A 25,967-nucleotide genomic window follows, 5' to 3' on the forward strand; every position below is an offset into this window, starting at 1 on the left:
TCGGCCCTTTGTTATTTGCAGAAGCGCATCAGCGCGGCGCTGTAAAATTCGAACGGCGGCGTCTCGCCCGAAAGCGGCTCATAGCCGCCATCGGCCCAGGCACGGCGATCGGCATAGGGCACCGTCACCTCGCGGCGATCGGCGGCCCTGCCATAGTCGCCGGTGCTGTAGAGCGCGAGATCGATGTCGGCCTCCGCATCGTCGCAGTTGAGGCGGATGATCCCCTTGTTCACGAACTTGTCGCTCGTCTCGAAATAGACCTCGCGCCATGGCCCCTTCGCACTCTCAAGGCGCGCGAACCAGTCGGTGAAATAAACATCGTCGATCTGCTGGCGATAGACATGGTCGACGGCAATGCCCGACCTGTATTCGCTTGCCCGCCTGCTCTCTTGCGCCGTTCCCGGCGACGAAAAGCCGGCAGCAGACGCCATCAGCGCAAGAAGCGAAAGGCGCGCGCTCATGCCGCAGCTTCCAGCGCCTGCGCAAGATCGGCAATGATATCGTCGATATGCTCGATACCGACCGACACGCGCACGACGTCCGGCCCGGCACCCGACAGCAACAACTCTTCTTCCGAAAGCTGGCTGTGCGTTGTGGAGGCCGGATGGATGATCAGCGAGCGCGTATCGCCGAGGTTCGCGAGATGGCTGAACAGCCTGACCGACGAGACGAGTTTGACCCCCGCATCATAACCGCCCTTGAGTCCGAAGGTGAAAACCGATCCGGCGCGCCCGCCCAGATATTTGCGCGCGAGCTCGTGATAGGGACTGTCGCGCAGCCCCGCATAAGAAACCCAGCTTATCGCCGGATGCGCCTGCAGCCACTTCGCGAGCTCGACCGCGTTGCCGCAATGACGTTCCATCCGGAGGGCGAGCGTTTCCATGCCGGTCAGGGCGAGGAAGGCGTTCATCGGCGCAAGCGCCGGGCCGAGGTCGCGCAGCCCGAGTGTGCGTGCGGCGAGGATGAAGGCAAGATTGCCGAACGCCTCGGTGAATTTCAGCCCGTGATAGGATGCGTTGGGTTCGCTGAGCGTCGGATATTTTCCGCCCTTTGCCCAGTCGAACGACCCCGCGTCGACGATCACCCCGCCGATCGCATTGCCGTGTCCGTTGAGGAATTTGGTCGTCGAATGGACGACGACGTCCGCGCCATATTCGATCGGGCGGCAAAGGATTGGCGTCGCCATCGTGTTGTCGACGATCAGCGGCACGCCGGCATCGTGCGCGACCTTTGCGATCGCCTCGATATCCTGCACCACCCCGCCCGGGTTCGCGAGGCTTTCGATGAACACCGCACGGGTATTCTCGTTGATCGCGGCGGCGACATTGCCCGCGTCGTCGGCATCGACGAAGTGCGTCGTCCACGCCATCTTGCGAAAACTCTGCCCGAGCTGGTTGAGCGATCCGCCATAGAGCTTGCGCGCCGCGACGATCTCGCAGCCCGGCTCCATCAGCGTGTGAAAGGCGAGGAACTGCGCGGCGTGCCCCGACGCGACGGCGAGCGCCGCCTGCCCGCCTTCGAGCGCCGCGATCTTGCCTTCGAGCGCGCCGTTGGTCGGGTTCATGATCCGGGTATAGATGTTCCCGAATTCCTGCAGGTTGAACAGGCGCGCGGCATGATCGACATCGTCGAACACATAGGACGCGGTCTGATAGATCGGGGTAATCCGCGCTTTCGTGGTCGGGTCGGGCGCGGTCCCGGCGTGAACCGACAGGGTTTCGGGCTTTTGTCCGGTCATGCGGCATCCTCCAGCGGGGGCATGTTGTGGCCGAGCAGGCGCAGCACGTCGGCGGCGCATTCGACCACATTCGAGCCGGGGCCATAGATGCCCTGCACGCCGGCGTCGCGCAGATATTGATAGTCCTGCGGGGGGATGACGCCGCCCGCGATCACCTTGATATCGCCGCGACCCGCTTCCTTCAGCTTCCCGATCAATTCGGGGATCAGCGTCTTGTGTCCCGCGGCGAGGCTCGACGCGCCGACGACGTCGACGCCGCTGTCGAGCGCGAGCACGACGGTTTCCTCGGGGGTCTGGAACAGCGGTCCCGACACGACGTCGAAGCCCATGTCGCCGAACGCCGAGGCGATGACGTTCGCCCCGCGGTCGTGCCCGTCCTGCCCCATCTTGGCGACGAGCAGTTTCGGCTTGCGGCCCATGCGGCGTTCGACCGCCTTCACCCCGTCGAGCACCTGCTGCCAGCGGTCGTCGCCCTCATAGGGCGCGGCATAGACGCCCTTCACCGGGGTCGGCTGCGTGCCGTAGCGCTCGAAGCTTTCCTCCATCGCCGAGCTGATCTCGCCGAGCGTCGCACGGGCGCGGGCGGCTTCGACCGCGTGCGCGAGCAAATTGGTCTCGATCGACTGGGGCGCCGCGGCGGCCTTCCGCAGCATATCGAGCGCCGCCTGGCACGCCGCTTCGTCGCGGCTCGCCTTGACGCGGTTGATGCGCGCCACCTGTGCCTCGCGTACCTTCGTATTGTCGACCTCGAGCGTTTCGAGCAGATCCTCGTCTTTCAGGCGATATTTGTTCACCCCGACGATCACATCGTCGCCGCGGTCGACGCGCGCCTGACGCGCGGCGGCCGCCGTCTCGATCATCGCCTTGGGCCAGCCCGCGGCCACGGCCTTGGCCATGCCGCCTTCCTTCTCGACGCGCTCGATAATCTCCCACGCCTTGTCGACGAGTTCCTGCGTCAGCGCCTCGACATAATAGGAGCCGCCGAGCGGATCGACGACCTTGGTCATCCCCGTCTCTTCCTGGATGACGATCTGGGTGTTGCGCGCGATGCGGGCGGAGAAATCGGTCGGCAGTGCGATTGCTTCGTCGAGCGCGTTGGTGTGCAGCGACTGGGTGCCGCCAAGCATCGCCGCCATCGCCTCGATCGTCGTGCGCATGACGTTGTTGTATGGATCCTGCTCGGTCAGCGAGACGCCCGACGTCTGGCAGTGCGTACGCAGCATCTTCGACCGCTCGTCCCTGGCGCCGAGGTTGGTCATCACGCGGTGCCACAGCACGCGCGCCGCGCGCAGCTTGGCGATCTCCATGAAGAAGTTCATGCCGATCGCGAAGAAGAAGGAGAGGCGCCCGGCGAACTTGTCGATGTCGAGGCCCGATGCGACGCCGTAGCGTACATATTCGGCCCCGTCGGCGATCGTGAAGGCCAGCTCCTGCACCTGCGTCGCGCCGGCTTCCTGCATATGGTAGCCGGAGATCGAGATGCTGTTGAACTTCGGCATCTCGCGGCTGGTGTAACCGAAAATGTCGCTGATGATCCGCATGCTCGGTTCGGGCGGGTAGATATAGGTATTCCGGACCATGAACTCCTTGAGGATGTCGTTCTGGATGGTCCCATCGAGCAGCCTCCGCTCGACCCCCTGCTCCTCGCCCGCGACGATGAAGAAGGCGAGTATGGGGATCACCGCGCCGTTCATCGTCATAGAAACCGACATCTGGTCGAGCGGAATGCCGTCGAAGAGGATCTTCATATCCTCGACGCTGTCGATCGCGACCCCCGCCTTGCCGACGTCGCCGACGACGCGCGGATGGTCGCTGTCATAGCCGCGGTGCGTCGCGAGGTCGAAGGCGACGCTGAGGCCCTTCTGCCCCGCGGCAAGGTTGCGGCGATAGAAAGCGTTCGATTCCTCGGCGGTCGAAAAGCCCGCATATTGCCGGATCGTCCACGGCCGCCCCGCATACATCGACGCGCGCACGCCGCGCGTGAAGGGCGCGAAGCCGGGCAGGCCGGGGTCGGCGGTGACATCCTCGGCCGTATAGAGCGGCTTGACGTCGATCCCCTCGGGCGTCGCCCAGGTGAGGTCCTTGCCCTTCACTTCCCTGTCGGCGGCGGCGGCCCATTGGTCGATAGTCGGCTTGTCGGTCATCTGCGGTCTCGTTTCATTTTCGTCATGCCGGACTTGACCCGGCATCGATGGCCCCCGGATCAAGTCCGGTGTGACGAAGGCATAAAGGTCAGTGCGCCCCTTTCGGCGTCTCCATGATCTCGGTCAGCACCCCGCCCATATCCTTGGGGTGCAGGAAGAAGATCGGCGTCCCGTGCGCCCCGATCCGCGGCTCGCCGAGGACGCGCTTGCCCATGCTCTCGAACTCGGCCTTCGCGGCGTGAATATCCGGCACTTCATAACACATATGATGCTGCCCCCCTGCGGGGTTCTTCTGCAGGAAGCCGGCGATCGACGCATTGCCCGGCAGTGGTTCGATCAGCTCGATCTGTGTGCCGTTCAACCCGCTGTCGGTCGGCGTGTCGACGAAACACACTTTGACCCCCTGCTCGGGCAGATCGAACGGCTCGTGGATCCGGGTCGCCCCCATCACATCGCGGTAAAAAACGATGCTGTCGGTGATCGACGGCGTCGCAACGCCGATGTGATTGAGGCGGCCTAGTTTCATCTGAAAAACACCCATCCTAATGTTGCCATGAAAAGCAGCGCGATCGCCACTGACACTTTCTGAAGGAAACCAAGCTCGGCATCAAACTGCGCCGCGTCCTCCGATCGACGAAGGACCAACGGCTGCCTACCCGGCCGCGGAATCTTCAACTCGCCGGATCGCCGAGCCGAGATGGCCGTGATTGCCGGTAACGCGAAGATCATCAGCATTAGCGGCGCCACGTAGATTGCGAGGTTCCCCAACTCAGCCATCACAGCGGAATATTGTCATGCTTCTTCCACGGATTCTCGAGGCTCTTGTTTCTGAGCTTCCGCAGCCCCAGCGCGATCCGCTTGCGCGTATTGTGCGGGTGGATGACCTCGTCGATATACCCGCGCGACGCCGCAACGAACGGGTTGGCGAAGCGGTCCTCATATTCCTTCGTCCGCTGCGCGATCTTTTCGGGATCGCCGATGTCGCTGCGGAAGATGATCTCGACCGCGCCCTTCGCGCCCATCACCGCGATCTCGGCGGTCGGCCAGGCATAGTTGAGGTCGCCGCGCAGATGCTTCGACGCCATCACGTCGTACGCGCCGCCATAGGCCTTGCGCGTGATCACCGTGATCTTCGGCACCGTCGCCTCCGCATAGGCGAAGAGCAGCTTCGCGCCATGCTTGATGATGCCGTTATATTCCTGCGCGGTCCCGGGCAGGAAGCCGGGGACGTCGACGAAGGTGATGATCGGGATCTCGAACGCGTCGCAGAAGCGGACGAAACGCGCCGCCTTCTTCGACGAGTTGATGTCGAGCACGCCCGCGAGCACCAGCGGCTGGTTGGCGACGATACCGATCGTGCGCCCCTCGATGCGCCCGAAGCCGCAGATGATGTTCGCGGCGTGCGCCGGCTGGACCTCGAAGAAATCGCCTTCGTCGACGGTCTTCCGGATCAGCTCGTGCATGTCGTACGGCTGGTTCGCGTTCGGGGGGATCAGCGTGTCGAGGCTCGGCTCGGCGCGGTCGTAGGGATCGCTCGTCGGGCGGACCGGAACGCCGCTGCGGTTGTTCTCGGGCAGGTAATCGAAGAAATCGCGCGCCGCTAGCAGGGCCTCGATATCGTTCTCGAACGCGAGGTCGGCGACCGAGCTTTTCGTCGTGTGCGTGATCGCCCCGCCGAGTTCCTCCTGCGTGACGACCTCGTTGGTCACCGTCTTCACGACGTCGGGGCCGGTAACGAACATATAGCTGCTGTCCTTCACCATGAAGATGAAGTCGGTCATGGCCGGCGAGTAGACCGCCCCGCCCGCGCACGGGCCCATGATGAGGCTGAGCTGCGGCACGACGCCCGATGCGAGCACGTTGCGCTGGAACACCTCGGCATAGCCGCCCAATGACGCGACACCTTCCTGGATGCGCGCGCCGCCGCTGTCGTTGAGGCCGATGACCGGGGCGCCGACCTTCATCGCATTGTCCATCACCTTCATGATCTTTTCGGCATGCCGCTCCGACAGCGAGCCGCCGAAGACGGTGAAGTCCTGACTGAAGACATAGACGAGGCGGCCGTTGATCGTGCCCGATCCGGTGACGACGCCGTCACCGGGGACGATCTGGTCCTGCATCCCGAAATCGGTGCAATTATGCTCGACATAGGTGTCGAGCTCTTCGAACGAGCCCTCATCGAGCAGTACGTCGAGCCGCTCGCGCGCGGTCAGCTTGCCCTTGCTGTGCTGCGCGTCGATGCGCTTCTGCCCGCCCCCGAGGGCTGCGGCGGCGCGGCGGCGTTCCATTTCGGCGATATTGGCGGACATTCGGCTTCTCCGTCAGAATTCGAACATGCCGTCTGCCGTCCGGCGCGTCGCGATGCAAATGCGAATTTGCAAAGTTGCAAAGTAGGATTTTGCAAAGTATCGAAGGGCATGGCCCGCCAACGCATCTTCGCCGGAAACCGGTTGAGGCAGCTTCGCGCCGAACGTGGTATCCGGCAGGCCGGGTTCGCCGAAACGCTGGGCATCTCGACCTCGTACCTCAGCCAGATCGAGCATGACGACCGCCCGCTGACGCCGGCGCTGCTCGACCGGCTGCAAAAGCTGTTCCCGCTCGAATGGGAAGAGGTTGCGGCCGACGTCGGTGATCGCCGCGCCGGAGCGTTGCGCGAAGCCGCCGCCGATCCGCTCTTCGCCGCATCGCCCCTGTCTCCCGAGCAGCTCGAACGCGCCGCACTCCAGCAACCGCAGCTTGCCGACCAGTTCGTCGCGCTTCACGCCGCCTATCGCCGCGCGGGGCAGCGGTTGCAGATTATCGACGAGGCGCTGACCGGCGGCACCGCCGAGGGCAGCCGCCTGCCGTGGGAAGAGGTGCGCGACTGGTTTCACGACGCGGGCAACTATGTCGACAGCATCGACCGGGCCGCCGAAGCGCTCGCGGGACAACTGCGCGGCAAGGATCCCTCACCGGCGATCGAAACGATCGAACGGCGACTACGCGACGCACTCGGCATTTCGATCGTTTACAACCAGACGCAGACCCTGCGCGATTTCGACGCGACGATGCGGCATCTGGTGATCGACCCGTCGCAGCCTGCCGAGACCCGCCGCTTCCAGTTGGCGCACCAGCTCGCCGCCCTCGCGCTCGCCAAAGAGATTGCTGCGGTGGTCGAAGCCTCGCCGCTGCGCACCGCGGCCGCGCGGCAATTGCTTCATGTCGGCCTTGCCAACTACGCGGCGGGCGCGGTGTTGATGCCCTATGCTCCCTTCCGTGCCAGCGCCCGGGCGGTGCGGCACGACATCGACCGGCTGCGGCTCGAATATGGGGTCAGCTTCGAACAGGCGTGCCACCGCCTCTCGACGCTCCAGCGCCCCGGGGCACGCGGCATCCCGATGTTCTTCTGCCGCGTCGACATGGCGGGCAATATCACCAAGCGGCACTCGGCGACGCGCCTCCAGTTCGCCCGTTTCGGCGGCGCCTGCCCGCTGTGGATCGTCCACGAGGCCGCGGCGATCCCCGATCGCATCCTGTTCCAGCTTGCCGAGACGCCCGACGGCCTGCGCTATGTGTCGATGGCGAAGGGGCTGGTGAAACCGTCGGGCAGTTACGCGCGCAGCCCGCGCCGCTACGCCGTCGCGCTCGGGTGCGAGGCGCAATATGCCGGCGATTTCGTCTATGCCGACGGTGTCGATGTCGCCGCACCGCAGGCGGCGACGCGCATCGGCCTGTCGTGCCGCATCTGTCCGCGCGACGATTGTGACCAGCGCGCCTTTCCGCCGAGCGACCGCCCGATCCTCGTCGATCCCGACCGGCGCGACGTCGTGCCCTACCGGATCGGTTAGGGCGCGATCACCAGCTCTTCGTCGAGGAAATCGAGGAAGGCGCGGATGCGGGCGGCGGCGCGGTCTTCGGGCGCGTAGAGCGCGTGAATATCCTCGCCGTCGCCAGGGTGGAAATCCGCGAGCACCTCGACAAGCCGTCCTGCCGCGAGGTCGGCAGCGACGTGGAAATGGCCGTGCCGCGAAATACCGCCGCCCGCGACGGCCATCTGGCGCACCATGTCGCCCGAATTGCCGAAGAAGCTGCCATGGACCGGAAGATGAACGATCCGCCCGCCGATACGGAAGGGCCAGCTGTCGACCGAACGGCGAAAGCTGAAGCGAAGACAGTCGTGCGCGTCGAGATCGTCGGGCGTCCGCGGCGTACCGCGCCGTGCGAGATAATCCGGGCTGGCGACCAGCGCCATGCGGCTGTGTCCGAGCTTCTTGGCGCGGAGGCTCGTGTCACGGAGCGGGCCGATGCGGATCGCGATGTCGGCGCGCTCCTCGACCAGGTCGATGATCATGTCGGACAGGGCAAGGTCCAGAGTGATCTCGGGATAGCGCGCGGTAAAGCGCGGCAGGATCGGCAGCAACGGCACGCCGATCGACGGCGAGGCGTTGACGCGGAGCAACCCGCGCGGCCCCTGCTTTTCGCGGCCGAGCCCGTTTTCGACCGTCTCGATTTCGGCGAGCAGCACGCTCATCCGGTCGCGATAGACGGTTCCTTCGGCGGTCAGCGCCAGCGACCGCGTCGTCCGGCGGAAAAGGATCGCGCCGAGCCGCTGTTCCAGCCGCGCAATGCTGCGGCTGACCGCCGAGGGCGTGAGGCGGAGCGCCTTGGCCCCTGCCGCGAAGCTACCCTCGCTCGCAACCGCAAGGAAGGTCTCGATATCGCCGAACCGGTTGTCCATCGCTATTCCTGATTTTGAATCATCACTGAAATGATGAAGCGCATTCTAATCAACAATGACGCGAAACGCTATCTTCGGCACATCGAACAAGAAGCAAGGTGTGAAAGGAACTCGCTCATGGACCTGAAACTCAAAGGCAAGACCGCGCTCGTCACCGGATCGACCGCAGGCATCGGTTTCGCGATCGCCAGACGCCTCGCCGAGGAAGGCGTCGACGTCGTCATCACCGGACGCAATCAGGCGAAGCTCGACGAAGCTGCAGCCGAACTGGCGAAATCGGGCACGATCCGCGCCGTCCTCGCCGATCCCGCGACCGCCGAAGGCGCCGAGGCGCTGATCGCGGCGGTTCCCGCGGTCGATATCCTCGTCAACAATCTCGGCATCTACGAAGCCAAGCCCTTCGCCGAGATCAGCGACGCCGACTGGCATCGTCTTTTCGAGGTCAATGTCGTAAGCGGCGCACGGCTGTCGCGGCACTATTTCCCGAAGATGCTCGATAATGACTGGGGCCGCGTGATCTTCATCGCGAGCGAGAGCGGGCTGCTTCCGCCCGCCGAGATGATCCATTACGGCATGACCAAGACCGCGCAACTGACGATCGCACGCGGGCTCGCCGAGCAGACCAGGGGCACGGGCGTGACCGTCAACACGGTGCTGCCCGGGCCGACGCGCTCGGAAGGCATCGTCGACTTCATCCGCTCGGTGGTGTCAAACCCCGACGCGCCCGAAGCCGAGCGCGAGAAGGCCTTCTTCGACGAGCTGCGCCCGCTGTCGCTGATCCGCCGCCTGATCGAGGCCGACGAGATCGGATCGATGGTCACCTATCTCGCGAGTCCGCTCGCCGCGGTGACCAACGGGGCCGCGATCCGCGCCGAGGGCGGGATCGTGCCGACGATCGCATAAGTCCGCCTCCCGCGAAAGCCGGCTCGCAGACCGAAGCAACGGGCCCCGGCTTCCGCCGGGGTCCGCCTGTTTCAGACCTTCACTATCCCCCGCTCGATCAGGCTATGCGCCGTCGCGAGGATCGTCTCCTCGGGCGGGCGCATCGTCCAGCCGAGCGTCGTCATCGCATGGCTGCTGTCGCCGCCGCGAACATTGCCGAGTTCGGCGACGAGCTGTTTGAGTTCGGGCCGCACCAGCGCGAACAGCTTGAGCAGCCAGTCGGGCATCCTGCGCGCCGGCACCTTCCTCGCCTTGTCGCCGAGGTTCGCGGTCAGGATATTCGCAACCTCGATCATCTTCAGGAACGGGCCCGAGCAGACATAGCGCTCGTCACGGAGCACCGGCGCGGTCAGCGCACGATAATGGAGGTCGGCGACATCGCGCACGTCGACGATCCCGAAACCGATATCGGGGCACATCGGCACCTTGCCCTCGAGCAATTGCTTCACCAGTTCGATCGAGGTCGAGAGATCGTCCGAAAGCAGCGGCCCGAACACCGCCGCGGGATTGACCGACGCGAACTCCATGTCACCGCCCTCGGTCTTCGCCCAATCGCGTGCGGCACGCTCGGCAACGGTTTTCGATCGCGGATAGGGCATGACTCCGGGGTTATCGAGATCGGTCCAATCGGCTTCGTCATAAAGGTCGCGGCCCTTGCCATGGCCATAGGCGATCGCCGCCATCGACGAGGTGAGAATGAAGCGCCTCACCCCTGCCCCCTTCGCGAAACGGAGCGCCCGGAGCGCACCTTCGCGTGCGGGAATGACAAGCTCGTCGGCGTGCCTCGGCACATCGAGCGGAAAGGGCGACGCGACGTGCGCGACATGGCTGCACCCCGCCATCGCCTCGGCCCAGCCGGCGTCGTTTTCGAGGTCGGCGGCGAAGAAGCGCAGTCCGGCGGCGTCGACGTTCAGCCAGCGACGAACCTCGTCCTCGCGTCCGAGGTTGCGGACCGTCGTGTTGACCGTCCAGCCGTTCCCGATCAGCTGCCGGATCAGGAAGCCCGCGATATAGCCGCTGCCCCCGGTCACCAATGCCGTACCCGCCATGCGCCCCTCCCCGCCTTGTGGGTGGACAGAATAGCGCATGCGGGTTGCAGGCCGAAACCTTATTTGAGGAGCACGAGTTCCTCGGCCATGCTCGGATGCAGCGCGACGGTCGCATCGAAATCGGCCTTGGTCAGCCCCGCCTTCACCGCGACCGCGGCGGCCTGCAAAATTTCGGGCGCATCGGGACCGATCATATGGAGACCGACAACCTGATCGGTCGCGGCGTTGACGACCATCTTGTACAGTGCGCGCTCGTTGCGGCCCGCTAGGACATTCTTCATCGCGCGGAAGTCGCTGGTGTAGACACGGATCGATCCGAGCTTGTTGCGCGCCTCGGCCTCGGTCATCCCGACCGCGCCGATCGGCGGATGGCTGAACACCGCGCTCGGGACATTCTGGTAATCGACCACCGTCGGCTTGCCGCCGAACACCGAGTCCGCAAACGCCTGACCCTCGCGGATCGCCACGGGCGTCAGCTGGATGCGGTTGGTGACGTCGCCGACCGCATAGATGCCGGGCACCGACGACTGGTTCGTTTCGTCGACCTTGATCGCGCCATGCTTGTCGAGTTCGACCCCGACCTCTTCGAGCCCGATCCCGCGGCTGTTCGGAACGCGACCCGCCGCGACGAGCACCGCGTCGGCGGGAATCGGATCGCAGCCTTCGAGATGGACGGTGAGCGACCCGTCGTCGTTCTTCTCGATCGACCGGAAAGGCGCGTTGAACTTGAAATCGATCCCCTTGGTCATCGAAATCTGGAGCAACCGGTCGCGTATCTGCTCGTCATAGCCGCGCAGGATCGTGTCGCCGCGATTGACGATCGTCACCTTGCTGCCGAATTCGTTGAAGATGCCGGCAAATTCATTGGCGATATAGCCGCCGCCTGCAATCACGACGCGCTTCGGCAGCTTGTCGAGATGGAAGACCTCGTTCGAGGTGATCGCATGCTCGCTGCCCGGAAATTCGGGCACGTGCGGCCAGCCGCCCGTCGCGATCAGGATGCGTTCGGCGGTGAGTTCGGTGCCGTCGGCAAGGCGCACCTTCTGCGGACCGACGACGGTCGCGCGCGTCTTGAAGACGGTGACCTTGTGATTGTCGAGCGTCTGGCCATAAAGGCCCTCGAGCCGGTCGACCTCGGCGAGCACATTGTCGCGCAGCACCTGCCAGTTGAATTTGCAATCGGGCACGTCCCAGCCGAACTTGCGCGCGTCGTGAATATCCTCGGCGAAGTGCGCCCCGTAGACGAGCAGCTTCTTCGGTACGCAGCCGCGGATGACGCATGTGCCGCCGACCCGATACTCCTCCGCCACCGCAACGCGCGCGCCGTGCGAGGCCGCGATGCGCGACGCGCGGACGCCGCCCGAACCGGCGCCGATGACGAAGAGATCATAGTCGAAATCGCTCATGGAAAACCCCTGAATTGGACAGGCAGGCATTCGCGCCCGGCGCCTATGTGGTTACACGGGCGCGGCTTGCCAATCGAAATTTGCGCTCAGTGACAGCGACGTGCTCTCAATCGCCGAGTGCCGCCTGCATCAGCGCCTGCGTCGCCGCGTCGAACTCGACCGTACCTTCGGCGAGGCCTTTCGCCATCTCCTTGCCCAGCTCGACGCCGAACTGGTCGAAGGGGTTGATACCGAGCAGCACGGCATTGGCGAAAACGCGATGCTCGTAAAAGGCGATCAGCGCGCCGAGGGTGCGCGGCGTCACCTGATCGAGCAGGATCGTCGTGGAGGGTCGGTTGCCGGGATAGTTGCGCGCGCCATCCTCGCTCGCGCGCCCCGCCATCAGGGCCGCGCCCTGCGCGATGCAATTGGCGACGAGCGTTTCGTGATGCGCATCGTCGAGCAGGTGATCCGGCTCGCGCGCGACGACGAATTCGACCGGGGTCAGGTGCGTGCCCTGGTGGAGCAACTGGAACACGGCATGCTGCGCGTCGGTGCCGACGCCGCCCCAGGTGATCGGCGCGGTCTGCTGCGCGACGGTCTCGCCGGTGAAGGTCACCGACTTGCCGTTCGATTCCATCTCGAGCTGTTGCAGATAGGAGGGCAGCAGCCGCAACCGCTCGTCATAAGCGAAAACCGCGCGCGTCTGGCAGCCGAGGCGGTTCGCATAGACCTGATCGGCAAAAGCCGCGAGCAGGCAGATATTGTCGGCGCCGTCGGCGAGGCGGAAATGGCGGTCCATCTCGGCCGCACCCTCGAGCAGGTCGGCAAAGGCGTCCCAGCCGAGCGCGAGCGCTGCGGGGAAGCCGATCGACGACCACAGCGAATAGCGCCCGCCGACGGTCTCGCTGAACGGCAGGATGCGCGTTTCGTCGATGCCCCATTCCATCGCGCGTTCGGGCTTGGCGGTCAGCGCGATGAAGCGGCCGACCGGATCCTCGACTCCCGCTTCGTCGAGCCATTGCAGCGCCGAATTGGCGTTGAGCAACGTTTCGGTCGTGGTGAAGGTCTTCGATGCGACCGCGACCAGCGTGTGCTCGGGGCTGAATTTGGCGAAGGCTTCGTCGAGGGCTGCGCCGTCGACGTTCGAAACGACGGCGACGTCGTAACGGTCGCTATGGCGGCCGAGCGCGTCGACGAGCAGGTCGGGGCCGAGCGCCGACCCGCCGATGCCGATATGGAGCAGGTGGCGGATCTCGCCGAACGCGCCCGCCTCGATCGCGTCGATCATCATCCGCATCCGCTGGTGCAATGCCTTCGCGACATGCACCGACTCGGGCGCGCCGTCGCCGCGTTCGGCGCTATGCTCGGCGGCGCGGTCTTCGGTCGGATTGGCGATTCCGCCCGAAAAAAGCGTCTTGCGCCGACTCGGGAAATCCTGCGCTTCGGCAAGGCCCGACAGGATCGCGATCGCGGACGTGTCGAGATGCGTCTTGGCGAAGTCGAAACGGATGTCGGCGACGCTCCGGACCAGCGCCTGCAACCGCGCCTGCGGGTCGGCGGCGACCAGGTCGGTCAGTTTCTGCGGCTGCCAGTCGGAAAGGGCCTGCCAGGCCTGCTGCGCTGTCGTCATCGTCTGTGTCCTCGATGGGGGGATTGAATCGCGACCTTTCTCTAGGCCCCCCGCCCGCACGGCGCCAGTGGCGTCCGCCGATATTTGCTTGACGTGACAACCTATTCATCGCCAATGCCGCAGCATGACCAATGCCAGCTTTGCCGCCGATGTGACGCCCCCGACCGGGCCCACGCCGTCTTCGCCGACTCCTGCGCCTGCGTCCGCCAAGGAAGAGGCCGTCGACACCGTCCGCTTCCTCGCGCTGCTCGCGATCGCGGTGCTGATTTTTCGCAGCTTTTTCCTGTCGCCGTTCAACATCCCGTCGGAATCGATGCAGCCGCGCCTGCTGATCGGCGACTATCTGCTCGTGAACAAGATGGCCTATGGCTATTCGAAATACAGCCTGCCGCTGAGCGCGCCGCTGATCCCCGGCCGGATTTTCGCGCGCACGCCCGAACGCGGCGACGTCGTCGTGTTCAAGGCGCCGCCGGTCAACGACAATGACTATATCAAGCGCGTGATCGGTCTGCCTGGCGACAGCGTGCAGGTGAAGGACGGCATCGTCTGGCTGAACGGCAAGCCGCTGCAGCGCGAGGCGATGCCCGATTTCGTCATCCCGGTGACGCAGAACATGATCGACGCCTCGCGCGCGACGGGCACCCTGCCCTGTTATTCGCCCGAGTTCGAGGAAGTCGCCGCCGATGGCCAGCGGCAGTGCCGCTACAAGCAGTTCCGTGAAACGCTGCCGAGCGGCAAAAGCTATGCGATCCTCGACATCACGACGATCGCCGAGGACAATACCTCGCTCGTCGTCGTGCCCGAAGGCCATCTCTTCCTGATGGGCGACAATCGCGACCGCAGCGCCGACAGCCGTTTCCCCGCGATGGAGAATCAGGGCATCGGCCTCGTCCCCGAGGAAAATCTCGTCGGCCACGCGCTTGTCGGCATGTTCTCGACCGATGGATCGGCGAGCTGGCTCAACCCGATCAGCTGGTTCACCGCCGCACGCTGGGAGCGCGTCGGGGACGGTTTTTGAGCGACCCTCTCGACACCGGGGCGCTCGCCGGCATCATCGGCGGCGCTCCGGGCGATCCGGCGCTCTACGATCTGGCGCTGACGCATGGCAGCACCGGGCGTCCCGACTACCAGCGGCTCGAATTTCTCGGCGACCGCGTACTCGGCCTCGTCCTCGCGTCCGAACTGTATTCGCGCTTTCCTGCTGCGAGCGAGGGCGAGATGTCGTCGCGTCTCCATGTGCTCGCATCGGGCGCCACCTGCGCCGCGGTCGCTCGCAGGCTCGATCTGACCGCGCTGATCCGCTTCGGCGCGCAGGCGCGCAATGACGGGGGGCGCTACAGCGACAATATTGCCGCGGATGCCATGGAGGCGCTGATCGGCGCGCTCTGGCTCGACAAGGGAGCCGACGCTGCGCGCCGGTTCATCCTGACGCATTGGAACGAAATGATCGACGGACAGCAGGCCGCGCCCAAGCACCCCAAGGCGGCGCTCCAGGAATGGGCGCTCGCGCGGAAGCGCCGCCCGCCCGAATATGAGATTGTTTCGCGCGAAGGCCCCGACCATGCCCCGCGCTTTCGCATCGCGGTGAGCGTCGGCAAACTCGCGCGTGCCGAAGCCGAAGGCACCAGCAAACAGGCGGCCGAAAAGGCCGCTGCGGCGGCGTTGCTCGCCGAACTCGAAGGGATGAAACTATGACCCGGCATTGCGGTTTCGTCGCCGTCGTCGGCGCACCCAACGCGGGCAAATCGACGCTCGTCAACGCGCTCGTGGGCCAGAAGGTCGCGATCGTCAGCCCGAAGGCGCAGACGACGCGTACGCGACTGATGGGCGTCGCGATGGACGGCGAGACGCAGATCATCCTGATCGACACGCCCGGCATCTTCGCGCCGACGCGCCGGCTCGACCGCGCGATGGTCGCCGCCGCGTGGGGCAGCCTCGAGGAAGCCGAGGCGATCCTCGTGATGGTCGATGCAGCGGCCAAGCTGACGGGCCGCGTCGAGCGCGTGCTCGAAGGCATAGCGAACCGGCCCGAGAAGAAATATCTGATCCTGAACAAGGTCGACCTCACGAAGAAGGACAAGCTGCTCACGATCGCCACCGAGCTCAACGGCAAGGTCGCGTTCGACGAAACCTTCTTCATCGCGGCGAGCAGCGGCGACGGCGTGCCCGAGCTCAAGACGCATCTCGCGAAGCTGATGCCCGAAGGCCCCTGGCACTTCCCCGAGGACGAGGTCAGCGACGCCCCCGAACGCATGCTCGCCGCCGAGATCACCCGCGAACAGCTCTACCGCCAGCTCCACGAGGAACTGCCCTATCAGTCGACGGTCGAGACCGAGCTGTTCAAGACGCGCCCCGACGGCAGCGCCGAAATCCATCAGCAGATATTCGTCGCGCGCGACAACCAGCGCGCGATCGTGCTCGGCAAGGGCGGTGCCCGGATCAAGGAAATCGGCGCCCGCGCGCGCGCCGAACTGACCGAGTTGATGGGGCGCACGGTCCATCTGTTCCTGCACGTGAAGGTGAAGGAAAACTGGGACGAGGACCGCGGTGTCTATCGCAACATGGGGCTCGACTGGGTCGATTGAGCCCGCTTTCGCGGTACGCCCGGACGGTGTCGCGCGATTATTTCTCTTCCGCGATGACGTCCGCGACCTTGGCTTTGATCCTGTCGACCACGGCGTTCATCAGCGTCTTTCGCCGCGACAACTTCATGATGACGGGAACGAACCCCGCAATCATGCCCAAAATGAAAAATCCGGCCATCCCGCCCTCGAAAATCAGCGCACCCAGGATGAGGAACCCGATCGGGGTGCCCAGAATCAAGCCCAGCGCCAGACATCCCGACAGCTTGGGGAGCAGCAGATCGACCACCTGCAGGAATATCTTGTCGTTGCCCGTACTGTGATTGACGAGCGCGACCGGATAGCCGCTCTTCAGCGCGGCCGGACCGGCATAGACCACCGATACCCGATGTTCCTCGCGAACGCCGAACGGCGTGTCGGAAAATTCGGCTTCGATTTCCTTGCCATTGTCGTCGCGGAAGAAGATTCGCAGCTTTTCGGACGAGCTGGTCGACACGGTCGTCGTGGGAGCTTGCACATGGCCGGTTCCCTGATGGAGATAGCCCCCGCCGCCCGACGTCGTTGTCGTCGTATTGATGACCGTGCTTTGCTGCTGCCCGACAACGGTTCCGGTTTTCGCGAAAACATGAAGGTCATCGACGTTCGCAATTTTTGTGTCGTTACTCATCGTTCCCCCGTGCAGTCGGCGCAAATATGGGCCTCACATCCCGACGTGAATTTATTGCCTGCTCCCCGCCCGCATTCTCAACGAAGCCCGATCACTATGTCTCGACGGGCAAATTTTGCAACCATGTCAGAAAGAAAGCACTAAATTCGCCGGCAATCATTCGGCGGCGGATTGCCGTCGAAGCGCGACGTGATCCAGCCGATCGTTTCCTGCGCGCTGTCCTTCGCGCTCGCGCCATGGTCGCCGGTCATGTCGATCCAGCGGGTCGGCGTTCCGCGCCGGCAAACGGCTTTCGCGAACTTCCGTGTCACCGCGGGCGCCACGATTGTATCCTTGCTGCTCTGCGCGATCAGCAACGGCCCCGGGACGCGCGCCGGATCGACGCTGTTGGTGCGTTCGAAGGAGGCGAAGGGTTCGATCTTCGCGATGTCCTTGTTCTTCGTGGCGCGGGCGATGGTGAGGATGCCGAGGATCGTGCCGAGCTTCGGCTTCGCGTTGAAGCTGACGCAAACATTCTCGGACAGCCGGCGAATGATGCCCTGATTGGTGCGGTTGGTGATGCTGTCGAGCGAGAAGCCGTAGAGCGTCGACCAGCTATGCAGCGCGAAGGAAAGAAGTAGCGCGCGCGCATTCTTGTCACTTCCCTGCGCGAGGTTCGCGGCGAGATCGGTCGGCGGGGCGGCCGCGGCGGTGCCGACGAGCGTCAGGTCGGGCGCATGGCTGCGCGCCGATATCGCGGTCCACAGTGCGGCATGGCCGCCCTGCGATTCACCCCACACGGCGAAGCTGCTCCCCGCCGCCGCGCCCGGAATCTCGCGTGCCGCGTGAACTGCGTCGAGTACGGCGTTGGCCGTATCCGTTCCGACCAGAAACGGGTGCATCGTCGGGCTGGCAAGGCCGATATAGTCGGGCGCGACCACCACATAGCCGTTGCGCACGGCGTTCATCCCCGCCGAATATTCGAAGAAGTTCGGGCTGAGCGATGGCGCGCATTTCTCGGCGACGCCCCATGCGCCGTGGGTCCACGCAATGACGCGGCGCGGGCGCGGCGGAATGGCTTCCATCGGCGCCGCGACGATGCCGGTGACGGCAAAACGCTGGCCGCTGCCGTTGGTCGTCCAATATTGCACGCGCCACGCCTGCGTACCGGGCGGCGTGTCCGTCATCGGCTGGGCGGAGATCAGATAACGCGGTTGTTGTGCCGCTGCGGGCATGGAAAGCACCGACAGGATGGCGAGAAGGACGGCAAGGAAATGGCGCATCGAAAAACCTCCCGATGCGCCAACCTATCACGGCTCTCCGGCGACGCAAACGCCGCACATTAACGCTATTCGGCGTCGGCCTTCTTCTTTGCCGGAGCCTTTTTTGCGGCGGGCTTTTTTGCCGCCGCCTTTTTCTTCGGCGCCGCTTTCTTCTTGCCCTTCGCCGGGCCCTTCGCGGCGCGCGCGTCGATCAGCGCGATCGCTTCTTCGAGCGTGAGCGTTGCCGGATCGGCGGTCTTGGGCAGCGTCGCATTGGTCGTACCGTCGGTGACATAAGGACCGAAGCGCCCTTCCATCAGCTTCATCTCGCCGCCGCTCGTCGGGTGCGGGCCAAAGGTGTTGAGCGGCTCGGCCTTGGTCCGCCCGCGCCCGCCGCCCGCAGCCGCCTCGGCGATGCGTACCACTGCGGCGTTCATGCCGATGTCGAAGATTTCGGCGGTGCCCGTCAGCTTTGCATATTTTCCGTCGTGGAGCAGATAGGGGCCATAGCGCCCCAGCCCCGCCATGATCGGCTTGCCGCTTTCGGGATGCACCCCGACCTCGCGCGGCAGGCTCAAAAGCCGCAGCGCATAATCAAGGTCGAAATCCTCGCCGGGGATATCCTTCGGGATCGACGAGCGTTTCGCTTCCTTGCCGTCGCCGAGCTGGATGTAAGGCCCAAAGCGCCCGCTGCGCTTCGTCACTTCCAGCCCGCTATCGGGATCGGTGCCCAGCGTCTCGGGGCCTGTGTCGGCGCCGTCGCTGCCACCCGGCTGCGCGAATTTCCGCGTGAACTTGCAGTCGGGATAGTTGCTGCATGCGATGAAAGGCCCGAACTTGCCGCCGCGCAGCGCGAGGCGCCCGGTACCGCAATTCGGGCAAAGGCGCGGGTCGCTGCCGTCGCCCTTGTCGGGAAAGAGATAGGGGCCGAGGAATTCGTCGAGCGCCGCGGTGATCTCCGACGGCTTCTGCTCCATCACCTCGCCGGTGCGCGGCTTGAAATCGCGCCAGAAGCGTTCGAGCACCGCCTGCCACTGCGCGCGGCCGCCCGACACGTCGTCGAGCTCTTCCTCGAGCCCGGCGGTGAAATCATAGCCGACATAGCGTTCGAAGAAGCGTTCGAGGAACGCCGTCAGCAACCGCCCGCTCTCCTCGGGAATGAAGCGGTTCTTCTCGACCGTCACATAGGCGCGGTCCTTCAGCACCTGGAGGATCGACGCATAGGTCGACGGACGCCCGATACCGAGTTCTTCCATCTTCTTGACGAGGCTCGCTTCGGAATAACGCGGCGGCGGCTGCGTCTCGTGGCTTTCGACGTCGACCCCGGTCTTCGCGGGTGCGTCGCCCTTCGCCATCGCCGGCAGAAGGCGCGCGTCGTCGTCGTCGCCCGCGTCATCGCGGCTTTCGTCATAGAGCGCAAGGAAGCCCGGGAATTTCACGACCTGCCCGGTCGCACGCAGCACCGTCTTGCCGGTGCCATCGGAGAGGTCGACGCTGGTGCGTTCGAGCCGCGCCGACGCCATCTGGCTTGCGAGCGCGCGCTTCCAGATCAGCTCATAGAGCCGCGCATGATCGCCGCTGCCCGCCTTGTCCTTCGAAAAATCGGTCGGGCGGATCGCCTCGTGCGCTTCCTGCGCATTCTTCGCCTTGGTCTGATACTGGCGCGGCTGGTCGGGGACATAGCCACCATCGTAGCGCGTCGCGATCGCCTTGCGGGCGGCGCTGATCGCGCTGCCGTCCATCTGGACGCCATCGGTACGCATATAGGTGATCGCGCCATCCTCGTAGAGCGCCTGCGCGATGCGCATCGTATGGCTCGCCGAGAAGCCCAATTTGCGTGCGGCTTCCTGCTGCAGCGTCGACGTCGTGAAGGGGGGCGGCGGGTTGCGCGTCAGCGGCTTGGTCTCGACCGCATCCACGGTGAAATGGCCGGCCTTCACATCGGCCTCGGCGGCGCGCGCATCGGCTTCGCTGGTAATCGTCAGCCGCTCGATCTTGTCGCCCTTCCAACGGGAAAGCCGCGCCTTGAACGGCGTGCCGCCCATTTCGAACAGCCCGGTCACCGACCAGTATTGCTGCGCGACAAAGGCCTCGATCTCGCGTTCGCGCTCAACGACAAGCCGCAGCGCGACCGACTGCACCCGCCCCGCCGACTTTGCCCCGGGCAGCTTGCGCCACAGCACCGGCGACAGGGTAAAGCCGACGAGATAGTCGAGCGCGCGGCGCGCGCGGTACGCGTCGATCAGATCGGTATCGAGCTCGCGCGGATGCGCCATCGCGTCGGTCACCGCCTGCTTGGTGATCGCGTTGAAGGTCACGCGGTCGACCGACTGCGGCAGTGCCTTTTTCGCGCGCAGCAATTCCTGCACGTGCCAGCTGATCGCCTCTCCCTCGCGATCAGGGTCGGTCGCGAGGATCAGTCGATCGGCAGTCTTGGCCGCATCCTGGATTTCCTTCATCCGCTTCGTCTTGTCGGGATAAAGCTGCCACAGCATCGCGAAGCCGTCGTCGGGATCGACCGAGCCGTCCTTGGGCGGCAGATCGCGGACATGACCGTAGCTCGCCAGAACCTTGAAATCGCGACCGAGATATTTCTCGATCGTTTTCGCCTTTGCGGGCGATTCCACAATTACCAATTGCATTAAAATACTATCCCCGTCACCGGCTCTCACATGTACGCGCGAGGGTGGCGGGGATAGCTTGATTCCGTCAAGCCGGATTTTTCCTTACCCGTTCTGCCATTTGAAATCGGCGGGCAGGATACATTTCCCGGCGTCATATTTGCCGACGCTGCGGATGATCTCATTGGCTTCCGGCTCGATCCGGCGCCCGCTGATCTGGCTGTCGATCACGCGGCGGACGAGGGCGTCGAGGCGGGTGACGAGGTAGCAGTCGATCGCCGGCGGCGCGTGCGGATTGCCGACGCCGCTGTCGTCGGTCAGGAACAGATAGCGCGACTGGGTCGCCGCCGCCATCGCGCGCATCGCATATTCGGCCTTGTCGGCGACACCCGACGCGGCGACCGGGGTGATATGGATGCGCTTGGCGCGCGCCGCCTCCGCAGCCGTCCAGGTGCGCCCGAACTTGTCGTCGTGCGGCGGCGCGTCAGCGACGAGCAGCAGCGACTTCACCGCGTCGGGGCGCCAGTCCTGTCCCACCGCGCGGATCAATGCCTGATCCATCGCCTCGGGATAATCGCCGCCGCCGTTCGCCTGTTGCTGCGCGAGCGCGCCCTGCACGCGCCCGATGTCGCGGTCGAAGGCGATCGTGCGCGTGACATAATCGTCGCCGAGATCGCGATAGAAGACGAAGCCGATGCGGATGTCGAGATCACGATGCTTCGCGGTGATCGCGCCGATGATCGACCGGAGTTCGGCCTGCAGATAGTTGATCTCGTCGCCCATGCTCCCCGTCGTATCGACGACGAGCATCAGATCGAGCTTCGTTGCCTTCGTCGCCGCCTGACTGGCGGTCAGCCCGACGGTCTGACCGCCGTGCGCGTCGGCAACGAGCACGGGCCGTGCATCGGCGATGGTGCGGCCGCCCTTGCGCGCCGCGACGGTGATCCGTTCGCTCAGCCGGTCGAGGCCCGGGAAGAACACCGCGCTGCCGTCCGCCTGCGTCGCCATGGTGATGCTGTTGCCGTCGGAGCACGTCACGACGACGTCGGCAAAGGGGATCGGCTGGCCGCTGCGATCGTTGACCTTGACCGTCACGATGCGCGTGGTGTCGACCCGCGGCAGGCTCCGGACTTCCTGCCCCAGATCGCCGCTGCGGTTCACATAGGCGGCGTAGAGTTCCGGATTGAGCAGATCGTCATGTTCGCCCGCGGTCAGGATCCCCGACTGCGGTTGAGGCTGTGGATAGGGGCGCGGCGGCACGATGCCGGGGCTGACGCGCGCATGATCGGATGACGAGCCGGGCGTCGGAAGCGCCTCGGCGGGGGCACTCTTGCTCGCCCCTCCATCCGCACGCGCGCCGGTTACCACGACCTCTGCAGCGTCGCCCGCATAGGATGGCGGTGGCGGTGCCATCGGGGGAGGCGGCGGCGGGGCCGGCATCGCTTCCTCGCTTTCGGCCGGGCTTCCCCGTGTCTTGATGCCGCCATTGTCTTGCTGCTGCGGCCGCGCCTCGGGTTCCAGCCGCGGCAAGGGTGCGGCGTTGCGGCAGAAGCCCTGGTCGGGGGCGGGCCGCGACTGCGCCATCGCGAGCGGGATCGGCGCGGGCCCCGATGCCAGCACCGCAACCATCGTCACGCCTGTCAGGAAACGGTTTCGCATCAGCAAACTCCCCGCCATGTGATACAATATCATCTGCGTGCGGCTCAGTCGCTGAACCGTGGCTGAACCGGGCCGAAGCGTGACCTTGTCGAAACTTCTCGCCCTATCAGGCCGTCAGATGAGCGAAATCTTCGCTCCGGCATGGCGTTCGACCCGGCCCGCAAGCTCGAGTTCGAGCAGCATGAGCTGGACCGTCGAGGCGTCCTGCCCCGACTGGCGCACCAACTCGTCGATCGCGACCGGCGTAGGGCCCAGCAGGTCGATCATCGACCGGCGTTCGCCCTCGCCTACCTCAGCCGGCGCGGCGGCCGCGACGTAACGCTGAACGGGCTCCCGCACCATTCGCGCGTCGATCGGACCGACCGCCTCGATGACATCGTCGACCGTCTGGATCAGCGTCGCACCCTCGCGGATCAGCAGATTGCAGCCTTGCGCGCGCGGGTCGAGCGGCGAGCCGGGTACCGCCATCACCTCGCGTCCGTAATCGCCCGCGCGGCGCGCGGTGATCAGCGACCCCGATCGCGGCGCCGCCTCGATGACCACCGTTCCGTGAGCGATCCCGGCGATGATCCGGTTACGCGACGGGAAGTGGCGCGCGAGCGGCTCGGTGCCCGGCGGCTGTTCGGCGATCAGCAACTGGTCGCTGGCGATCTTTTCCTGCAAGGCGGCATTTTCCGGCGGGAAAGCGATGTCGATCCCGCTCGCGATTATGCCCGCTGTCGATCCACCAAGCGCGCCGATGTGGGCGGCGGTGTCGACACCGCGCGCAAGTCCGCTGATGACGGTCACATCGCGCGTCGCAAGGTCTGCGGCGAGCTGGCGAGCAAAACGGCATGCCGCTGCCGATGCATTGCGCGCGCCGACGATTGCGACGCAGGGACGGCGCAGCATCGCGGGATCCCCGCGCACGATTACCACCGGGGGTGCGTCCTCGACCTCGCGCAGCATCGACGAATAATCGCCCTCGTCACTGAAGATGTGCCGCGCGCCAAGCGCCGCCACCCGATCGATCTCGCGCTCGGCGACCTCGATCGGCGCGATCCGTGCCTTGCCCGCCCCGCCGCGCAAAACCAGATCGGGTAGCGCGTCGAGCGCGGCCTCGCCCGAACCGAAGCGGGACATCAATTGATGCCAGCTGACCGGCCCCACATGCGGCGTGCGGATCAGCCGCAGGCGCGCCAGCCGTTCGGCATGGTTCACGCCTTCCTGCCGCCTATGCGTGGCTCGGTTCCCGCGCGAAGCCGCGCGATATTCTCGCGATGTCGCCAAAGCACTATGATCGCCAGGCCGGAAAGGCCCGCCGCATGGACCGGATAGCCGAACGCGAGCGCGGCGATCGGCGCCGAGATCGCACCGAGCATCCCGCCGAGCGACGATATGCGGAACAACAGAACCGCGCCGAGCCACACGGCGGCGAACACAAGCCCGATCGGCCATGCCAGCGCGAGCGCGAGCCCGAGCAGCGTCGCAACCCCCTTTCCGCCGCGGAAACTGAGCCATACCGGATAGCAATGGCCGATCATCGCCGCCGCGCCTGCGATCATCGCCGCATGCTCGCCGAGTTCGGGAACGAAGTGGCGCGCGAGCAGCACCGCGACCGCACCCTTGGCGCCGTCGAGGATCAGCGTCGCCGCCGCCAGCCCCTTGCGCCCGGTGCGCAGCACATTGGTCGCGCCGATATTGCCCGACCCGATCCGGCGCAGATCGCCCGCACCGAACAGCCGCGTCAGAATGACGCCGAACGGGATCGAACCGAGAAGATAGCCGACGGCGGCCAGCAAGAATATCGTCATGAAAACCCCGCTCCGTTTCCCGCTATGTGGCGCCGTTGGCGAAAGCAATCAACGGCTTCGAAGGCTATCGCTCCCAAAATGGATCGATAGCTCGCCCATTGAGGACGGTGAAAGGCGCTGCTAGGCGCAGGGCATGCTGCCCGCACCCGACGCGCCCATCCTCTTCTTCGACAGCGGCCTCGGCGGGCTCACCGTCCTCGGCCCCACCCGCGTCCTCCTGCCGACGGCGCCGATCGTCTATGCCGCCGACTATGCCGGCCTGCCCTATGGCGAGAAGAGCAATGAGGAACTCGCCGCGCGCGTCCCGGCGCTGCTCGGTCGGCTCGCCGAGCGCTACCAGCCGCGGCTCGCCGTCATCGCGTGCAACACCGCGTCGACGATCGCGCTCGCGCATGTCCGCGCCGCGCTGGACCTGCCGATCGTCGGCACCGTGCCCGCGATCAAGCCCGCGGCCGAAATGACCCGCAGCGGCGTCATCGGCGTGCTCGGCACCGAAGCGACGGTGCGCCAGCCCTATGTCGACGACCTGAGCGCCCGCTTTGCCGCGGGCAAGACCGTGCTCCGCCACGGCAGCCCCGGCCTCGTGACCGGTGCGGAGGCCAAGCTTCGCGGTGAGGTCGTCGATCCCGAAGTGATCGCACGCGCCGTCGCGGGCCTGCGCGATCAGCCCGGCGGCGACGCGATGGACGTCGTCGTCCTCGCCTGCACCCATTTCCCGCTGCTGCAGAACGAATTGCAGGTCGCCGTTGGCCCGAACGTCCGATTGATCGACGGTGCCGAGGGAATCGCCCGGCGCATCGCCCATTTGACCGAGGGCCAGCGCTGGCCCGTCAAAGCCTCTCCCGGTATCGCGGTGTTCACCCGCAGCGAGAACAATCCTCCCCCGCCGCTGGCCGCGCTCATGCCCTATGGCATCGGGACGATCGAAACCGTCTAGGGCCGGAACCGGTGCCTATTCGGCGCCATCGGCACACGACCCGAGCCAGGCGCGATCCTCGGGCGCTGGTCCCTTATCGCCTGTGGACCGCACGCGCGGGGTTCCCGATCGACGCGTCACGCCGGTGCAACTCGTCGAATCGGCGCCCGACGCCGCGAACAGCCGCCCGTCGCACACGAACAATTTTTCGTCCGACCTCCCCCAACCGACATTTTCCGCGCCATCGGGCGCGCGGCCCGCGCAATAGGTGTCGGTCTCCGATCCGGGATCCCCGCAGATTTTCTCGATATGCGCGACATTCGCCTTCACCGTTCCGACGAACCGCTGTTCGTAATAGGCGTTGGTCGCGAAATAGCCCTGCAGGCCGCACACGCGTTCCCCGCGCTGCGCCAGCACCGTGTAATCGCAGACCTCGGCGCCCTGATATGTCTCGCAGGACATCCATGCGCCCTCGAACGGCGCCGGCGCCAGCGCGGGTGCCGGGGTTGTCGCAGACAGCCCCGCAGCGATCGACAGAATGGCAGCCATGGCAAGGCGCATATCGATATTTCCTTTCATTCGTTCGCGCCCTGTACATCGGGGGCGAGCAGCAGGCCAGCGATGCGATCGATCACAGGCGCGGGTAATTCGATGCGGACCGATAGGACAATTTGTCCTGGTGCTGCGAATCGTTCGCACTGGCATTCCGCGCTTTTCGGCGTTATTGGCCCGCATGTTAATAGCCGCCAGGGGAGCGGCGCCCAGAGCTTGACTGGCACCTGACTGCGGGGCTGAAACGTGAATTACAACGATATCTTCGCACGCGCGATCGACCGGCTGCACGAAGAAGGACGCTACCGCGTCTTCATCGATATCCTGC

At 65.4% G+C, this 25,967-nt stretch carries 23 protein-coding genes; 6 read left to right on the forward strand and 17 right to left on the reverse strand.

All coding sequences use genetic code 11. The features are described 5' to 3' along the window. Nucleotides 1-11: 11 nt before the first annotated feature. The 6 genes from JHC57_RS07230 to JHC57_RS07255 all read right to left on the reverse strand — a co-directional run bounded on the left by JHC57_RS07230 (nt 12) and on the right by JHC57_RS07255 (nt 6,191). On the reverse strand, nt 12-461 hold the full coding sequence (locus JHC57_RS07230; protein WP_294029335.1) for a hypothetical protein: 450 nt from the start codon (nt 459-461) through the stop codon (nt 12-14). Then, the gene (locus JHC57_RS07235; protein WP_294029336.1) at nt 458-1,738 is read right to left on the reverse strand and encodes an O-acetylhomoserine aminocarboxypropyltransferase; all 1,281 of its coding nucleotides are present in this window, start codon (nt 1,736-1,738) and stop codon (nt 458-460) included. Before JHC57_RS07235 ends, JHC57_RS07230 begins: the two co-directional genes overlap by 4 nt. Then, nucleotides 1,735-3,882 (reverse strand): methylmalonyl-CoA mutase, encoded by a 2,148-nt coding sequence (gene scpA / locus JHC57_RS07240; protein ID WP_294029337.1) that lies wholly within the window; start codon nt 3,880-3,882, stop codon nt 1,735-1,737. The genes JHC57_RS07235 and scpA overlap by 4 nt, the downstream gene beginning before the upstream one ends. A gap of 88 nt (nt 3,883-3,970) precedes the next feature. After that, nucleotides 3,971-4,408 carry a methylmalonyl-CoA epimerase gene (mce, locus tag JHC57_RS07245; RefSeq protein ID WP_294029338.1) on the reverse strand — a complete coding sequence of 146 codons (438 nt, stop codon included), beginning with the start codon at nt 4,406-4,408 and terminating at the stop codon, nt 3,971-3,973. Continuing rightward, nucleotides 4,405-4,617, reverse strand: coding sequence for a hypothetical protein (locus JHC57_RS07250; RefSeq protein WP_294029339.1), 213 nt, complete (start codon nt 4,615-4,617; stop codon nt 4,405-4,407). The genes mce and JHC57_RS07250 overlap by 4 nt, the downstream gene beginning before the upstream one ends. A 41-nt stretch (nt 4,618-4,658) precedes the next feature. Continuing rightward, nucleotides 4,659-6,191 carry an acyl-CoA carboxylase subunit beta gene (locus JHC57_RS07255; protein WP_294029340.1) on the reverse strand — a complete coding sequence of 511 codons (1,533 nt, stop codon included), beginning with the start codon at nt 6,189-6,191 and terminating at the stop codon, nt 4,659-4,661. A gap of 108 nt (nt 6,192-6,299) precedes the next feature. Here JHC57_RS07255 and JHC57_RS07260 point away from each other — a divergent pair, with 108 nt between their 5' ends. Continuing rightward, nucleotides 6,300-7,709 (forward strand): short-chain fatty acyl-CoA regulator family protein, encoded by a 1,410-nt coding sequence (locus JHC57_RS07260; protein ID WP_294029341.1) that lies wholly within the window; start codon nt 6,300-6,302, stop codon nt 7,707-7,709. Here JHC57_RS07260 and JHC57_RS07265 read toward each other — a convergent pair. Beyond that, complete coding sequence (locus tag JHC57_RS07265; protein ID WP_294029342.1) at nt 7,706-8,599, reverse strand: LysR family transcriptional regulator; 894 nt, start codon at nt 8,597-8,599, stop codon at nt 7,706-7,708. The genes JHC57_RS07260 and JHC57_RS07265 overlap by 4 nt on opposite strands. A 117-nt stretch (nt 8,600-8,716) precedes the next feature. Between JHC57_RS07265 and JHC57_RS07270 the strand changes: the two genes are divergently transcribed. Next, complete coding sequence (locus tag JHC57_RS07270) at nt 8,717-9,502, forward strand: SDR family oxidoreductase (protein ID WP_294029343.1); 786 nt, start codon at nt 8,717-8,719, stop codon at nt 9,500-9,502. A gap of 71 nt (nt 9,503-9,573) precedes the next feature. Here JHC57_RS07270 and JHC57_RS07275 read toward each other — a convergent pair whose 3' ends face one another. The 3 genes from JHC57_RS07275 to pgi form a co-directional block, all read right to left on the reverse strand. Further along, the gene (locus JHC57_RS07275; protein ID WP_294029344.1) at nt 9,574-10,590 is read right to left on the reverse strand and encodes an NAD-dependent epimerase/dehydratase family protein; all 1,017 of its coding nucleotides are present in this window, start codon (nt 10,588-10,590) and stop codon (nt 9,574-9,576) included. Nucleotides 10,591-10,649: 59 nt separating this feature from the next. Beyond that, the gene (gene gor, locus JHC57_RS07280) at nt 10,650-11,996 is read right to left on the reverse strand and encodes a glutathione-disulfide reductase (RefSeq protein WP_294029345.1); all 1,347 of its coding nucleotides are present in this window, start codon (nt 11,994-11,996) and stop codon (nt 10,650-10,652) included. 106 nt (nt 11,997-12,102) lie between these two features. Next, nucleotides 12,103-13,608, reverse strand: coding sequence for a glucose-6-phosphate isomerase (gene pgi, locus JHC57_RS07285; protein ID WP_294029346.1), 1,506 nt, complete (start codon nt 13,606-13,608; stop codon nt 12,103-12,105). A gap of 124 nt (nt 13,609-13,732) precedes the next feature. Here pgi and lepB point away from each other — a divergent pair, with 124 nt between their 5' ends. Genes lepB through era form a run of 3 tightly spaced genes read left to right on the forward strand, consistent with a single transcriptional unit; the run spans nt 13,733 to nt 16,193 of the window. After that, nucleotides 13,733-14,626 carry a signal peptidase I gene (gene lepB, locus JHC57_RS07290; RefSeq protein ID WP_294029347.1) on the forward strand — a complete coding sequence of 298 codons (894 nt, stop codon included), beginning with the start codon at nt 13,733-13,735 and terminating at the stop codon, nt 14,624-14,626. Beyond that, entirely contained in the window at nt 14,623-15,303 is a 681-nt protein-coding gene (gene rnc, locus JHC57_RS07295; protein WP_294029348.1) for a ribonuclease III, read from the forward strand. Before lepB ends, rnc begins: the two co-directional genes overlap by 4 nt. Further along, complete coding sequence (era, locus tag JHC57_RS07300) at nt 15,300-16,193, forward strand: GTPase Era (RefSeq protein ID WP_294029349.1); 894 nt, start codon at nt 15,300-15,302, stop codon at nt 16,191-16,193. Before rnc ends, era begins: the two co-directional genes overlap by 4 nt. 37 nt (nt 16,194-16,230) lie before the next feature. Here the strand turns inward: era and JHC57_RS07305 are convergent, their stop codons facing one another. From JHC57_RS07305 to plsY, 6 genes are all read right to left on the reverse strand, one after another. After that, a complete protein-coding gene (locus JHC57_RS07305) occupies nt 16,231-16,857 on the reverse strand; it encodes a hypothetical protein (protein WP_294029350.1) in 627 nt (208 codons plus the stop codon). Between the two features lie 140 nt (nt 16,858-16,997). Then, complete coding sequence (locus tag JHC57_RS07310; RefSeq protein ID WP_294029351.1) at nt 16,998-18,119, reverse strand: lipase family protein; 1,122 nt, start codon at nt 18,117-18,119, stop codon at nt 16,998-17,000. 65 nt (nt 18,120-18,184) lie between these two features. Further along, complete coding sequence (gene topA / locus JHC57_RS07315; RefSeq protein ID WP_294029352.1) at nt 18,185-20,740, reverse strand: type I DNA topoisomerase; 2,556 nt, start codon at nt 20,738-20,740, stop codon at nt 18,185-18,187. An 84-nt stretch (nt 20,741-20,824) separates the two neighbouring features. Beyond that, nucleotides 20,825-22,378 carry a vWA domain-containing protein gene (locus JHC57_RS07320; protein WP_294029353.1) on the reverse strand — a complete coding sequence of 518 codons (1,554 nt, stop codon included), beginning with the start codon at nt 22,376-22,378 and terminating at the stop codon, nt 20,825-20,827. 114 nt (nt 22,379-22,492) lie between these two features. Then, a complete protein-coding gene (gene dprA, locus JHC57_RS07325) occupies nt 22,493-23,578 on the reverse strand; it encodes a DNA-processing protein DprA (RefSeq protein WP_294029354.1) in 1,086 nt (361 codons plus the stop codon). After that, a complete protein-coding gene (plsY, locus tag JHC57_RS07330; RefSeq protein ID WP_294029355.1) occupies nt 23,575-24,171 on the reverse strand; it encodes a glycerol-3-phosphate 1-O-acyltransferase PlsY in 597 nt (198 codons plus the stop codon). Before plsY ends, dprA begins: the two co-directional genes overlap by 4 nt. 133 nt (nt 24,172-24,304) lie before the next feature. On the opposite strand from plsY, the gene murI reads away from it, so the two are divergent. Further along, on the forward strand, nt 24,305-25,108 hold the full coding sequence (gene murI / locus JHC57_RS07335; RefSeq protein WP_294029356.1) for a glutamate racemase: 804 nt from the start codon (nt 24,305-24,307) through the stop codon (nt 25,106-25,108). Nucleotides 25,109-25,123: 15 nt separating this feature from the next. Here murI and JHC57_RS07340 read toward each other — a convergent pair whose 3' ends face one another. Next, nucleotides 25,124-25,648: a hypothetical protein gene (locus JHC57_RS07340; RefSeq protein WP_294029357.1), complete on the reverse strand. Its 525-nt coding sequence runs from the start codon at nt 25,646-25,648 to the stop codon at nt 25,124-25,126. Nucleotides 25,649-25,967: the final 319 nt, after the last annotated feature.

The organism is Sphingopyxis sp. (assembly GCF_016463645.1).
GTDB lineage: Bacteria > Pseudomonadota > Alphaproteobacteria > Sphingomonadales > Sphingomonadaceae > Sphingopyxis.